The organism is Lysinibacillus fusiformis (assembly GCF_016925635.1).
Taxonomy (GTDB): Bacteria; Bacillota; Bacilli; order Bacillales_A; family Planococcaceae; genus Lysinibacillus; species Lysinibacillus fusiformis_F.
Genome location: NZ_CP070490.1, coordinates 2791271 through 2805620 on the forward strand (window position 1 = coordinate 2791271; position 14350 = coordinate 2805620).

A 14350-nucleotide genomic window follows, 5' to 3' on the forward strand; every position below is an offset into this window, starting at 1 on the left:
TGAAGTGGCTCCTAAATTGAAAAAATGAAAGCGAGGTTTATCTCAGCATTGTGAGATTCCTCGCTTTTATCGTTATGGAAAATTGCTATTGCATGATATGTACAATATCTTCAAAAGATAAGTTCTCTGTTGCAATGTCATCCGTAATTTTTCCAGATTGTAATTTAATAATTCGATCACATGCTCCTGCAACAAGTTCATAATCATGGGTAATAACAAGAATATGGCAGTTTCTTTCCTTAAGTTGCTGAATAATCTCGATTACACGCTGTAGATTAAAACCATCTAATCCTGATGTTGGCTCATCCAAGATGAAAATAGATGCGTGTTGCATTAAGCCAATTGCCAACACAAGGCGTTGTTTTTCACCGCCTGAAAGTGTTGCAGGATGTTGGTCCTTTAAGTGCCATAGTTTTAATGATTTTAGCAAATCTTCGGCATATTCTAAAGTTTCTTCTCTTAATGGTTTATTTAATAATAGCTCGTTCCATACACTGTCAGTAAATAATTGATAAACTGTATCTTGCATAACTAGCCAAACATCCTCTAAACGCTTCTTTGCATTTTTTACATCACCGTGGATACGGATTTCTCCTTTTTTTTCTTTAATAAGTCCAGCTATAGTACGAGCAAGTGTTGTTTTACCTGCCCCGTTCTGACCTATTAGAGCACATACCTCACCACTTTGTAAATGTAATTGTAGGTAATCCAAAGCCTGAATCTTATTATAGCTAACGCATAAATTCATACTTGTTATGACAGGCTCTTTACCCCTAGAAGGTATAGTTTTTTTATATCCATTTGTAAGTGAGGGAGAACGTAAACCAAATTGCTGCAATTGTTGAGCAGATAATGCTAGTAATTGCTCTGGTCTATATTCCCGCTGAATTTGACCATCTTCCATATAAATAATACGATCCGCTAAAGTCATCAGGTAGTACAGACGATGTTCAGCTACAATGATGGTTTTTCCACTTTTTTTTAGGCGGAGTAGTTCATTTTGTAGGATATTAGTTGCCTGTAAATCAAGATTAGCAGAGGGTTCATCCATTACATAAATTAGTGGCTCTATCGCTGTTGCTGCAGCTATGGCTACCTTTTGCTTTTGTCCACTTGAAAGTGAATGCAATGATTGATGTTTTATCGTGTTTAAAGTCATCTGCTCACAGACATCTTCAACTCGTCTAGCAATAGTTTGTTGGTGTATCCCATGATTTTCAAGCTCAAATGCAATCTCATTATAAACATTAGCTGTAAAAAATTGTGCTTTAGGATCTTGAAAGACACTTCCCACCCATTGGCTTAAATGCCACATTGGTAGATCTAAAAGAGATGTATGGTTAATTGTAACCTGCCCATGTAATTGACCATCATAAAAATGTGGTATTAAGCCATTAATAATACGGCTTAATGTTGTTTTTCCTGACCCAGAAGGACCGGTTAAAACGATAAATTCACCTTCATTAATGGTTAAAGATATATTTTTTAGCAAGGGGTTTTCCGAATTATATTGAAAGTTAACATTTGTTAAGGCAATCACTTGTAATTTCTTTTCGTAATGGTTCTTTTGTTTCGTTATTAAATAAATGGAATTAGTATCATGCATAATAGTAGTAGCATGGCAAGGTAATCATAGTAACCAAATTGTATAGCGTACACGCTGCTTTTTTTTGTTGGTGCATCAATTCCCCTTGTAGTAGCTGCAGCACTTAAATCATCTGCTAATTTAATTGTTCTCATGAGTAAAGGGACGATTGTATATTCAAATAATTGCTTTGGCTTTATCCAATTTTTTATCTGCTTATAGGAAATACCTCTGATTTTGGCATGTTCATTGATAATTTTTGATTCCATCCGTAATATAGGAAAAAAGCGTAAAGCAACAGTAAATGTTAGAAGTATGCTATTAGGTATAGCTAACTTTTGTAGACTGGCTAGTAATTTTCCAACAGGTATCGTGCTTAAAGATGAAGCAATGATAAGTGCTGGTAATAATTTGATTGAGATAAATAGTAAAAAGCTAAAGACATTAAAAATAGATTGCGGATTTAATTGGATTAAGTAATAAAATATGCCGATTAAGCCTCCCATGAAAAGCCAAGTAAAAAAATGTGTGTATAAGCCCTGTAATAATAAGGTTATTAATGCAAGTAAAATAAGTAATATCGTACTTTCTACAGTGATAAATAGAGCAGTGATACTGCAAAGTAATAACATGAAAAATTGTATACGAGCATCAAACTTCATATGCAATTACCATTAGGACTGATAGCTAATATAGCCGGCCTTTACAAAATGCTTGCTTAAAATACCTTTTGCAATCATACAGCCTAACCAGGATAAGAAAAAGGAAGCGGCAAGCCCAGATGCCATCCAAAGTGGAGAATAAGCATATTCAAGAATACGATCAATGAAGGATTTTGTATATTTCATACTTTCGAAAAACTCAGTTCCTAGTACATAAATCATAACAAAGGCGCCAGAGCCAAATAAAATACCGTAAATTCCATAAGCAACAGCCTGCCTTTTAACTTGACGATATTGTGTACCATCGCCACTTAACAGAGTCAATTCACCAACAATACCTGCAACTATAAAGAATGGTAGCATCAGTGGTGCGCCCATCAACGTATAGATAAAGCCTGTAACCGTAGCCATAAGTAATAGAGTACCTTTTTTGCCTACTCGAATTGCCATCAATAAATACACAATACTTGAAAAGAATAAACAAATACCTGACATGTAAGGATAGATGTAAAGCATGATCGGACTTAAAATAATACTAATTACATTATGAATAATGTAAATTAAAATAGTATACAAACCAATTGTAATCAAATCTTTTGCCTGCCATTTGGACGTCTTCATACCTAATAACCTCTCTTCTAAATTATTTTTCTAAATGATAATATTTCTCAATTAAGCAAGCTACCCCATTACATAAGAAAATTGCTCCAAAAGAAAAAATATATATTCATTTTTAAAGTTGGCAGTATGCAGATTCCTTTTATATAATTGAGAGTGATTATCATTTAGGAGGTACGAAATGTGTGAAAATATTCTATCTAAGTGTTACGCTCATTCAACTAACGTCAAGCATATATGTCATACTTGGCTAGGTACACAATATGTCATACAACAGCCCAGTGGTAGTGGATTGTTACAGCGTTGTATGGTAGAGCCAGGAATTGAAATATCTATTTTTCGAGATTGTACGTATAAAGTAGAAGCAGGTAAAGTTCCTTATCATCAATGTCACTTAATTGAAATTACTTCTTTGGTAGAGGGGCTAGGGAAAGTGCGCTGTAGGAATAGTGATGAATGGATGGTTTTTAGCCCACATGATTTACTATTTTTTAATTTTTCAAAACCACTGCCATATTATGATTTTATTTGTGAGAATTTAACAGGTATTTCAGTTTGTATGGATGTAGAAGTGATGCGTAAATCTCTATGTAGTGATAATGGAAATATATTAGAGGAATGGAGAAATTTTGTTCAGACCATTTTTTCAGAAAATGGTCATATTTATAAACAAGAAAGTACACCCATTCATCAAATGTTAACGAAACAATTATTAGGGAATTTTGAAGAGAATATGTTAAATCAATTATTAATAAAGACCAAAACATTGGAATTTTTAACACATAGTATTAATCAAAATTCTAGTAGTGTATGTACAAATACATTGGCTTGCTGTCACGATTCAAGAATTCATCAAATAAAGGAACAAATTGACAAGGACTATTGTAAATCTCTTCAAGTAAAAGCTTTAGCTCAGACATATCATATAGCTTTAGCTGATTTACAAGTGGGCTTTAAAAATATCGTTGGTTGCACAGTATACCGTTATATTCAAAAAAGAAGAATGGCAAAGGCTGCAGAACTATTACAAGACACAACTATACCTATATTGGCTATTGCATTAGAGGTTGGTTATGATAATCCGAGCAAGTTTACGACCATTTTTAAACGTACTTATTTAGAGACGCCATTACAGTATCGAAAAAAATTTAAAAAATAACACATGTCTTTGAACAAAACGAAAGCTGTCCATTTTAACTTGTTGTTAAATGGGCAGCTTTTTGGATTGTTTTTTTATTTTTTAGAGTGGTAATCGAAAACCATTATCAATTAGACTATGCATAATACTTTTACATTGGAGGCGCATAACTGTATGCAGAAGAAATCTAATCTCACTTTTCTTTGGCGAGAGGCTAAAGAGGAGCATGGGAAATTATATTTAGCAGCACTATTTAGTGTCCTGAGTACATTACTAACATATGCACCTTTTTTAGTGGGCTATTTTATTTTAAATGAGTTATTACAGCCTGAACCTAATTATGAGCACATTAAAGTATGGTCAATATGGACTGCAGTGATTGTTGTTGTGCGCTTTGTTCTTTTAGGAGTATCAGGAACGTTTTCACATATTGCGGCTTTTAGCGTGCTGTATCAGTTACGGATTAAAACAATCAATCATCTAGCAACATTGCCTTTAGGCTATTTTTCTAAGAAAAATTCAGGCGAATTAAAGAAATCTATCAATGAGGATATTGAAAAAATAGAAAACTCATTGGCCCATCAATTGCCGGATTTTGCAGCCGCCATAATGGCACCGCTTGTTATTTTTATTTATTTAATGACGATTGACTGGAAGTTGAGCTTAATCCTTTTAATACCATTAGGGTTAAGTTTTTTACTACAAATAATAATGTTTAAAAACTTTGATAGTCGTATGCAAAATTATCATACTCATTTAGAAAATATGAATGCCTCTTTTGTTGAATATATTCGAGGAATGGCTGTTTTTAAAGCCTTTAATATTGCTGGCTCCTCCTTTAAAAAGTTGCGAACAGCGATTGAAGAATACCAATTGATGTGGGCATCTATCAATCGTGAGCAATCTCCTTACTATGCTTTGTTTGTTGTTTTAACAGAATCTGCTTTAGTGTTTATTATTCCTGTTGGAGGCATACGAGTTTTACATGGGACGCTTGAACCTAGTGCCTTTTTGTTAATTGTTGTAATGAGTATGACTTTTTTATCTTCGCTCAAGCAATTGCTTGATTTTGGAGGCACATTAGCGATGACATTGGAGGGGGTATCTCGTATTCAGGATATTTGGCTTGTACCTTCTCAGCCACAGGGAGCAATCAATATACAGTCGAAAGAAGTACGTTCATTATCCTTTCAAAATGTATCATTTAAGTATGATACAAAGTATGTACTAAAAGATATTTCACTCCAGCTTAAAAAGGGACAAAAAATTGCCTTTGTTGGTCCATCAGGTGCAGGTAAAACGACTGCAGCTGAACTGGCAGCTAGATTTTTTGACGCAGAAGAGGGCGAGATTTGTATTAATGGTCAGCCAATACAAACGATTGCTCAACACAACTTAATGAATTTAATATCCTTTGTTTTTCAAGATACCTTTTTATCTGAGGATACAATTTATGAGAATATCATTATGGGGCAAAACTATTCTATAGAGCAAGTAGAGCACGTATGCCGTAATGCAGAAATTCATGATTTTATCGTTTCTTTACCAAACGGCTATCAGACGAAGCTTGGTGAGGCAGGTATAAAAGTTAGTGGAGGACAAAAACAGAGAATTGCGATTGCTAGAGCCCTATTGAAGGACGCTCCTATTGTTATTTTAGATGAAGCAACCTCACATTCAGATATAGAGAACGAAAGGAAAATACAAAGAGCCCTTGATCATTTATTAAAAGATAAAATGACCATTATTATAGCCCATCGTTTACATACGATTAAAGAAGCAGATATTATTTATGTGTTTGATGAGGGAGAGATTATTGAGTATGGTGCACATGCCCAATTAATGAACAAGCAAGGTAGATATTATCAGATGTGGCAAAGTTATACTAAGTATGAGAAGGGGGTATCACTCAATGTTTAGCAACTTACAGCTCATCTTTAAAGGACAATTGAAGCGCATGTATCTTCCTATTGGATTATCTATTTTAGATACATTTGGCACCGCTACTATGTATGGAGCACTGTATTATGTCATTGTAAATATTGTTCAAGGAAGTTTTACCTCTGATGTCTTGAAACTTGCATTCATGATGCTGATAGGCAGCTTTGTCATCCGTGTTGTATTCATTGGTTTTTCTCAATATTTGTATCAGTTAAGAGGTTCCATACTTATTCGTGATGCACGTATCAACGTATCCAACCATTTAAAATCCTTACCTCTAGGTTATTTCTCAAAACAAAGCATTGGCAAACTGATTAATATTTGTACAGGAAATATGAGTGATATCGAACGGGTTATTACGCACTTAATAGGCGATATTTTAAAAATTACAATGATCACTACTTATATTTTAAGTGTATCATTTTTCATTAATCCTCAACTTGCTATGGCACAGCTGATTATGGTGCTGTTATCGATTCCGCTGCTCCTCTTAGCTGGTCACTTAGGGCGTAAAAATGGGGAACATAAAAAAGATATTGTGGCTGAAGTGTTGTCGCGAGTAATGGAATATATTGATGGTATTAAAGTATTTCGAGCTCATAATCAAACAGGCGAGGCTTTTAAACGTTTGCATGATGCTTTAAAAAAGTATCGTGATGTTAGTATTAAAGTCGAATTGCAGCTTGTACCCGTTAATTTTTTATTTTTTATAATTATTGACTGTATCGTACCACTTGTTTTCCTAGTAGGCTCCTACAGTCTATTAGGAGGGACAATTGACGCTCAAGCGATGGTTCTTTTCATCATTATTTCGTTAGGTATATCCGCAATGTTTAAACCGTTTAGTCAGTTTTACACTGAAATAAAAATGTTGTCCGTAGCTGTTAATTATGTTGCATCTGTATATAAAAAAGAGATGCCTACTTATGAATTGGAAAATCCCACATTTACAGATTTTGATATAGTTTTTGAAAATGTAAAGTTTTCCTATGAAGAAGGGCAAGCGGTTTTAAAGGATATTAGTTTTACGATACCTGCAAAATCTACTGTCGCTTTAATTGGTACTTCTGGTTCTGGTAAAAGCACTATATTAAATGTACTAGCTCGCTTTTGGGATATTGATGCAGGGAAAATTATGATTGGTGGAGAAACGATTTCTCGCATAGCACCTGATTATTTGCTACAAAATATGAGTATTATGTTCCAACATCCATTTTTATTGAACGATTCCATTTACAATAATGTTTTAATTGGTAATTCACAGGCTACACGTAGGGAAGTGGAAATAGCCTGTCAACGAGCTAATTGCCATGATTTCATTATGGCAATGGAACAAGGTTATGAAACAATCGTTGGTGAAGGAGGCTCAACTTTATCTGGAGGCGAAAAACAACGAATCTCTCTAGCAAGAGCGTTTTTAAAAGATGCACCCATTATTTTGTTGGATGAGGCAACGGCATCGCTTGATCCCGATAATGAAATGGAGATAAAGGAGGTCATTGATGAATTAATGCAAGGAAAGACGGTAGTCGTTATTGCACACAAATTAAACACGATTCAAAATGCAGATAAAATTTTATTGTTAAAGGATGGACAGATTGCTGAGCAAGGAACACATGATGAGTTAATTAAATTAGAAGGAGGCTATGCTCAGCTTTATCATGAGCAGCTAGAGGCGAAAGGATGGAAAATTTCTTGATTTATCGTTAAGAATAGTTCATCCTCCAGGTAACACTCATGGTAAGACAGTAGGGGATATCAGCGAAAATAAGTTAACCTGACCTCTTAACTACAAATTAATACTGTTCCTAGTATATATCCTAATCAAGCAAAAAATCATTCCGAGAATACTCATATCTCGGAATGATTTCATGTTGTTGCAAAAAGATGATGTCAACGGCAGAAAAAGCTACTTTGCAAGGTGAGGGGTTGATTTCCGTTCCGCCAGCGTCCTTTCCAGGGGGCGTCCGATGAGCCGCTTCACTCACTTCCGTTCGCTCCAGGGTCTCCTCTGTGACGCTAAATCCCCAAGGAGTGACGCTGGCTCCACTCCAATCAACCATTCTGCAAAGTGTCTTTACTTTTTTCATAGTAGCGATCAAATCACCCATTATCTGTATTCTTAGAGGGGATAAGCTCTTATTTTCAGTGTGGAGAAGTGATGCGTGACATCACCTCTTCATAAAGAGTAGTGAGCACCTTCACTTTATTTGAAAACCTTTGCTAAAAAGTTAGTGGGTTGAAGTGGAAGGCTACTTGACTCCCGTGGGATAGCGAGACACTAAACGGAGCGGTAGCAGAGGAAGCGGCTCGGCGCTCGCTCACAGGAAAGCAAGTAGCCAGCAACGGAAATCCATTTCTACCTTTCAATTGACTGTTTTGTTTTTCAACACTAAAAAATCATTCCGAGAATATTCATATCTCGGAATGATTTTGTTATTAGCATGATTTATTTAAAATTCTTTATCCATCTGGGGTGAAGTACGATAAAAACGGAAATTGCCTGTTTCCATTCGTGCAACCGTATTTTCAGAAATGCGATCATGACAAATATCGCACATATAGGTATGAATTGGTCGATTACGCAATTTTTTTGCTAAAGGTAAATTATCATCTAAATTATGAATCGTATCGCAAATAACGCATTTAACGCGCATTGCATTCCCTCCTATTCAGCACGAATGGCTGATACGTTTTTAATAGGATTGTCAATATTTGAACCGTCTCTTAGTAATACATGGATTGGCCCATCTTCTAAAAGGGGCTTGCCATCTTGGCTATATTTTAAAATAAGTGTATAAGCTTCTTCAATTGTGAATGGATATTCTTGACCATCTTTGCAAGTTAAGACGATTTTTGTCGCTTCTTGTTTAATTTCAGCATTCTTCAAGAAATGACTTAATTCGATACCAAAAGTACCTGTTTCCATTCCTTTACGGTCAAATTTCCGCTCAGATTTTAATGTAGGTGGGAATGTTGCCCCTTCCATAATTTCACGTGACCAGTGAGCTCCTACTTCACGCATATACTTGATGTCGGCATCTTCCTCAATATCTTGAGTAATGAAGTAAGTGTTTAAATCTAATTTACGATCATCGAAAATCCACACAGTAGGATCTAATGTTAGTTGGTATGTGACTGCACCTGTGATAGGAATTATTGTTTCCATAATAGAAATCCTCCTCAAATCTTGTATATCCATGACATAGTATAACGCTAATACCTAGAGATAATAAAGAAATATAATTCCAATTCTCTATTTTCCAACGAAGACACTTGCATTTTTATCGACTAAAAGATAAACTTTATTAAGATAGAATCGAAGAAATATCAGATAATGGGGGCGTCCTCATGGATACGAAATCACAAACTTCTTTTCAAGAGAAGGCTTTGGAGCTATTAGTTGCTGATGCAGATAAGATTGCTCGCCTTATTCGAGTACAAATGGATCATTTAACAATGCCACAATGCCCTTTATATGAGGAAGTATTAGATACACAAATGTTCGGCCTGTCACGTGAAATTGACTTTGCTGTGAAGCTTGGATTGATTGAACGTGATAAGGGCAAAGAAATTCTCGATTCACTCGAGAAGGAACTTTCTGTACTACACGACGCGTATACAGACAAATAAAAAGAAAAACTCAAACGCTTCTTTGCGCTTTGAGTTTTTTTACTAGAACGAGGTTTTCCAATGAGACAATACTTAAAACGTTATGCACAAAATTTTGATTACCCCTTATTTTTTACGGTCCTATTATTAAGTTTATTTGGGTTAATAATGATTTACAGTTCAAGTATGATGGTTGCTATTGCACAGAAAAAACAAGCACCTGATTTTTTTTATCAAAAGCAAGTGACCAATTTAATGGTGGCTTTTCTCGGTTTTATAGTGGCGGCCTTTTTTCCATACAAACATTATGCGAATAAGAACATTATGTTATTGCTAACGGTCGTATTGGCGGTGTTATTCACATGGTTAAAATTGTTTGGTCATGGGGCAGATGAAGTAGGCTCTCAAAGTTGGATTGCTATTCCAGGATTAGGTAATTTTCAGCCTTCAGAGTATGCGAAACTATTTATAATTTTATATTTTGCAGCTGCTTTTTATCGAAAAGCGCAAAAGTATACATTTGAAAAGCTACAACCTACTGAAATTTTTTACCCAATTTTTCTATGGATTTTAGTGGTTGCTGGGGTAGCCTTTGAAACAGACTTAGGAGCAGTAATTATTCTATGCGGAATTGCCGTTTCAGTTGTAGCTTCAAGTGGTATTCCGTTTAAAACATTTTGGAAATTTTTTGGTGTGTTAGGTGCATTTGGTACAGCTATTCTTGGTATTCTTTGGTTATTTAAAGGAGAGCTACTAACAGGAAATCGAAAAGGACGGATATTGTCTTACTTAAATCCGTTTGAGTATGAGGATGGTAGTGGTCACCAAGTGGTGAATAGTTATTATGCCATTGGCGGTGGCGGCTTAGAAGGACGTGGCCTTGGTCAATCCATTCAAAAATTAGGATACTTACCTGAACCACAAACAGATTTTATTATGGCAATCATAATGGAAGAGCTAGGGATTTGGGGCGTTTTAATTGTCTTATGTGGTCTAGGATTTATTGTATATAAAGGTTTTTCTATTGCATTACGAACAAAAGATCCATTGGCACGCATGATTGCGGCCGGCATTGCGAGCTGGATAGGCTGGCAATCGTTTATTAATCTTGGGGGTGTAACCGGGTTAATCCCGTTAACCGGTGTAACGTTACCTTTTATAAGCTATGGCGGTACATCTATAATCATTCTATCTTTAGCGATGGGGATATTAATCAATGTTTCTATGTTTGAAAAGGTAGAGAGGAAAAAAACACAATCATAAAGGGGGATACCTATGGAATCAATCAACAAAATTCTCGTAGCCAATCGAGGAGAAATTGCAATTCGTATTTTCCGTGCTTGTACGGAGCTGAATATCCAAACTGTTGCCATCTATTCAAGAGAGGATAGTGGTGCTTTTCATCGCTTTAAAGCAGATGAAGCTTATTTAGTGGGAGCGGGCAAGAAACCAATTGATGCATATTTAGATATTGAAGGTATTATTGCCATCGCAAAAGATGCAGATGTTGATGCGATTCATCCAGGGTATGGTTTTTTATCTGAAAACGTGGAATTTGCACGTCGCTGTGAGGAAGAGGGCATTGTCTTTATCGGGCCAACTTCTCAGCATTTAGATATGTTTGGAGATAAAGTCAAAGCACGTTCACAAGCCATTGCGGCTGAGATTCCTGTTATACCAGGTACAGACGGCCCTGTAGCCAATCTAGCAGAGGTAGAGACGTTTGCTAGCAATTATGGCTATCCAGTTATGATTAAGGCGGCACTTGGCGGTGGCGGTCGTGGGATGCGTCTTGTCCATACGCCAGAGGATCTTGCTTCTTCTTATGAAAGAGCAAAATCAGAAGCAAAGGCTGCTTTTGGTTCTGATGAAGTGTATGTAGAGAAGGCCATCATAAAACCAAAACATATTGAAGTACAGATTATTGGTGATCAACACGGCAATATTGTGCATTTATATGAGCGTGATTGCTCGATCCAGCGTCGTCACCAAAAAGTGGTGGAAATTGCGCCATCTCATTCGATTTCGGAGGAGTTAAGAAATCGTATTTGTGATGCTGCTGTGAAATTAATGAAGAATGTCTCGTACATAAATGCAGGGACAGTGGAATTTTTAGTCGCAGGAGACGATTTTTATTTCATCGAGGTAAATCCTCGCATTCAAGTAGAACATACGATTACAGAAATGATTACAGGTGTAGATATCGTCCATGCCCAAATTAAGGTAGCGGCAGGCTATGGACTACACAGTGAAGAAATTCATATGCCAAAGCAAGAAGATATGCCAATGATTGGCTATGCCATTCAGGCTCGTGTGACAACAGAAGACCCTGCAAATGACTTTATGCCAGATACAGGAAAATTAATGGTTTATCGTTCTAGTGGCGGTTTTGGAGTACGTTTAGATGCCGGGAATGGATTCCAAGGTGCTGTCGTAACACCTTATTATGATTCTCTATTAGTTAAAATTTCGACATCGGGCATGAACTTTAAAGAAGCTGCTGCGAAAATGGATCGTAATTTGAAAGAATTCCGTATTCGTGGTGTCAAAACGAATATCCCATTTTTAAACAATGTCGTTACGCATGAGAAATTTATATCAGGTGCCTTTGATACAAGCTTTATTGATACAACACCAGAGCTTTTCGAGTTCCCTGTTCGTCAAGACCGTGGGACAAAGCTATTAAGCTATATCGGAAACGTGACATTAAATGGCTTCCCAGGAGTAGAAAAGAAGTCAAAGCCCATTTTTGTTCAGCCGAACCAACCTAAAATCGATCCTTTAATTGTACCACCAGCAGGTACGAAGCAGATTTTAGATACACAAGGGGCAGATGGCTTGGTGCAGTGGATTTTAGCACAGGACGATGTACTACTAACAGATACAACATTCCGTGATGCGCATCAATCATTACTCGCTACACGTGTTCGTTCGCAAGATATGTACCAAATTGCCGATGCGACAGCACGTATGATGCATCAATTATTCTCGCTGGAAATGTGGGGCGGGGCAACATTTGACGTAGCCTATCGTTTCCTGAAAGAGGATCCGTGGGAGCGCCTAGCGAAACTGCGTGAACAAGTGCCAAATGTGTTATTCCAGATGTTACTACGTGGAGCTAATGCTGTTGGTTATACAAACTATCCTGACAATCTAATTCGTGAATTTATAGCGGAATCAGCTTCATCAGGTATTGATGTATTCCGTATTTTCGATAGCTTAAACTGGATTAAAGGTATGGAAGTAGCGATTGATGCGGTGCGTCAATCAGGAAAAATTGCCGAAGCAGCAATCTGTTATACAGGTGACATTTTGGATGATAGTCGTGCGAAATATTCTGTGCAATATTATAAGGATATGGCGAAGGAGCTAGAGGTAGCAGGTGCACATATTCTAGCTATTAAAGATATGGCTGGTTTACTGAAGCCAGAAGCGGCCTATCGTTTAATTTCCGAGTTAAAAGAGACGACAAGTCTGCCAATTCACTTGCATACGCATGACACAAGTGGCAATGGAATTTACTTATATGCCAAAGCGATTGAAGCTGGTGTAGATATTATCGATACAGCACTTGGGTCTATGGCGGGCTTAACATCTCAGCCAAGTGCAAACTCCTTGTACTATGCGATGAAGGGCAGTAAACGTGAGGTACGTGCGGATATCGATTCTATGGAGAAATTATCGTACTACTGGGAAGATGTTCGTAAATACTATAAAGATTTCGAAAGTGGCATGATCAGCCCACATTCAGAAATTTATGTGCATGAGATGCCTGGTGGACAATATAGTAACTTACAGCAGCAAGCAAAAGCAGTAGGTCTTGGTGATCGTTGGGAAGAAGTGAAGCGTATGTATTCCCGTGTAAATTTACTGTTTGGTGATATTGTCAAAGTGACACCATCTTCCAAGGTGGTAGGTGATATGGCTTTATTCATGGTACAAAATGATCTAGACGAAAATACGGTCTTAACAAGAGGGCAAACGATTGACTTCCCAGATTCAGTCATTGAATTTTTCCAAGGCTATCTTGGGCAGCCACATGGCGGGTTCCCAGAGGCATTACAACAAGTGGTGCTAAAAGATCGCGAAGCAATTAGCGTTCGTCCAGGAGAATTATTAGAGCCTATTCAGTTTGATCAATTAGAGGCTGTGCTAGAGACGAAATTAAATCGTCCTGTAACGAAAAAGGATGTACTGGCTTATGCTCTCTATCCAAAAGTCTTTGAGGAGTATGCAAAAACGGCAGAATCCTTCGGCAATATTTCGGTTCTCGACACACCAACATTCTTATATGGCTTAAAGCTTGGAGAAATTATTGAAGTCGAAATCGAAAAAGGGAAAACATTGATTATTAAACTCGTATCAATCGGGGAACCGCAACACAATGGAACACGTGTCCTGTACTTTGAGCTCAATGGACAATCGCGTGAATTGGTGATTCAAGACATGACTGTTGAGGTAGATGGCAATCTAGCATTAAAAGCCGATCCAAGCAATCCAAATCAAATCGGTGCTACAATGCCAGGTACTGTGTTGAAAGTCGTTGTTTCTAAAGGTAGTCCAGTTAAACGTGGCGATCACCTATTAATTACAGAAGCGATGAAAATGGAAACAACTGTTCAAGCACCAAAAGACGGCATTGTAAAAGAGGTATATGCAAGTGCAGGAGATGCGATTTCAACAGGGGATTTACTGATTGAAATTGAATAAATAGTCGTGAAAAGAGGTTATTAGATACTTTTATTAGTATCTACATAACCTTTTTTTATTGTGTTTAAGTGATAAATTATATAA

12 protein-coding genes are annotated in these 14350 nt (G+C 36.8%); 6 read left to right on the forward strand and 6 right to left on the reverse strand.

Annotated elements, in window-relative coordinates; genetic code table 11:
• Nucleotides 1–85: 85 nt before the first annotated feature.
• Genes JTI58_RS13565 through JTI58_RS13575 form a run of 3 tightly spaced genes read right to left on the reverse strand, consistent with a single transcriptional unit; the run spans nucleotide 86 to nucleotide 2868 of the window.
• Nucleotides 86–1606 carry an ABC transporter ATP-binding protein gene (locus tag JTI58_RS13565; RefSeq protein WP_243456027.1) on the reverse strand — a complete coding sequence of 507 codons (1521 nt, stop codon included), beginning with the start codon at nucleotides 1604–1606 and terminating at the stop codon, nucleotides 86–88.
• Nucleotides 1579–2247: an energy-coupling factor transporter transmembrane component T gene (locus JTI58_RS13570; protein ID WP_205441723.1), complete on the reverse strand. Its 669-nt coding sequence runs from the start codon at nucleotides 2245–2247 to the stop codon at nucleotides 1579–1581. The genes JTI58_RS13565 and JTI58_RS13570 overlap by 28 nt, the downstream gene beginning before the upstream one ends.
• Nucleotides 2248–2259: 12 nt before the next feature.
• On the reverse strand, nucleotides 2260–2868 hold the full coding sequence (locus JTI58_RS13575; protein WP_205441725.1) for an MptD family putative ECF transporter S component: 609 nt from the start codon (nucleotides 2866–2868) through the stop codon (nucleotides 2260–2262).
• Between the two features lie 178 nt (nucleotides 2869–3046).
• Here JTI58_RS13575 and JTI58_RS13580 point away from each other — a divergent pair, with 178 nt between their 5' ends.
• The 3 genes from JTI58_RS13580 to JTI58_RS13590 all read left to right on the forward strand — a co-directional run bounded on the left by JTI58_RS13580 (nucleotide 3047) and on the right by JTI58_RS13590 (nucleotide 7643).
• Complete coding sequence (locus JTI58_RS13580; protein ID WP_205441732.1) at nucleotides 3047–4024, forward strand: helix-turn-helix domain-containing protein; 978 nt, start codon at nucleotides 3047–3049, stop codon at nucleotides 4022–4024.
• A gap of 153 nt (nucleotides 4025–4177) precedes the next feature.
• Nucleotides 4178–5923 carry an ABC transporter ATP-binding protein gene (locus JTI58_RS13585; RefSeq protein ID WP_205441734.1) on the forward strand — a complete coding sequence of 582 codons (1746 nt, stop codon included), beginning with the start codon at nucleotides 4178–4180 and terminating at the stop codon, nucleotides 5921–5923.
• Nucleotides 5916–7643: an ABC transporter ATP-binding protein gene (locus tag JTI58_RS13590; RefSeq protein WP_205441736.1), complete on the forward strand. Its 1728-nt coding sequence runs from the start codon at nucleotides 5916–5918 to the stop codon at nucleotides 7641–7643. The genes JTI58_RS13585 and JTI58_RS13590 overlap by 8 nt, the downstream gene beginning before the upstream one ends.
• Nucleotides 7644–7764: 121 nt before the next feature.
• On the opposite strand, the gene JTI58_RS13595 is transcribed toward JTI58_RS13590, so the two are convergent.
• The 3 genes from JTI58_RS13595 to JTI58_RS13605 all read right to left on the reverse strand — a co-directional run bounded on the left by JTI58_RS13595 (nucleotide 7765) and on the right by JTI58_RS13605 (nucleotide 9113).
• Nucleotides 7765–8055 (reverse strand): hypothetical protein, encoded by a 291-nt coding sequence (locus tag JTI58_RS13595; RefSeq protein WP_243456029.1) that lies wholly within the window; start codon nucleotides 8053–8055, stop codon nucleotides 7765–7767.
• 342 nt (nucleotides 8056–8397) lie between these two features.
• A complete protein-coding gene (locus tag JTI58_RS13600) occupies nucleotides 8398–8601 on the reverse strand; it encodes a YlaI family protein (RefSeq protein WP_048394712.1) in 204 nt (67 codons plus the stop codon).
• 11 nt (nucleotides 8602–8612) lie between these two features.
• Nucleotides 8613–9113, reverse strand: coding sequence for a peptidyl-prolyl cis-trans isomerase (locus JTI58_RS13605; RefSeq protein WP_205441738.1), 501 nt, complete (start codon nucleotides 9111–9113; stop codon nucleotides 8613–8615).
• A gap of 182 nt (nucleotides 9114–9295) precedes the next feature.
• Here JTI58_RS13605 and JTI58_RS13610 point away from each other — a divergent pair, with 182 nt between their 5' ends.
• The 3 genes from JTI58_RS13610 to pyc are packed head-to-tail and all read left to right on the forward strand — an operon-like array spanning nucleotide 9296 to nucleotide 14266.
• Nucleotides 9296–9577 (forward strand): Fpa/YlaN family protein, encoded by a 282-nt coding sequence (locus JTI58_RS13610; RefSeq protein ID WP_036125355.1) that lies wholly within the window; start codon nucleotides 9296–9298, stop codon nucleotides 9575–9577.
• Nucleotides 9578–9637: 60 nt separating this feature from the next.
• Nucleotides 9638–10819 (forward strand): FtsW/RodA/SpoVE family cell cycle protein, encoded by a 1182-nt coding sequence (locus JTI58_RS13615; RefSeq protein ID WP_205441740.1) that lies wholly within the window; start codon nucleotides 9638–9640, stop codon nucleotides 10817–10819.
• A gap of 12 nt (nucleotides 10820–10831) precedes the next feature.
• Complete coding sequence (gene pyc / locus JTI58_RS13620) at nucleotides 10832–14266, forward strand: pyruvate carboxylase (RefSeq protein ID WP_205441742.1); 3435 nt, start codon at nucleotides 10832–10834, stop codon at nucleotides 14264–14266.
• The last annotated feature ends 84 nt before the right edge of the window (nucleotides 14267–14350 follow it).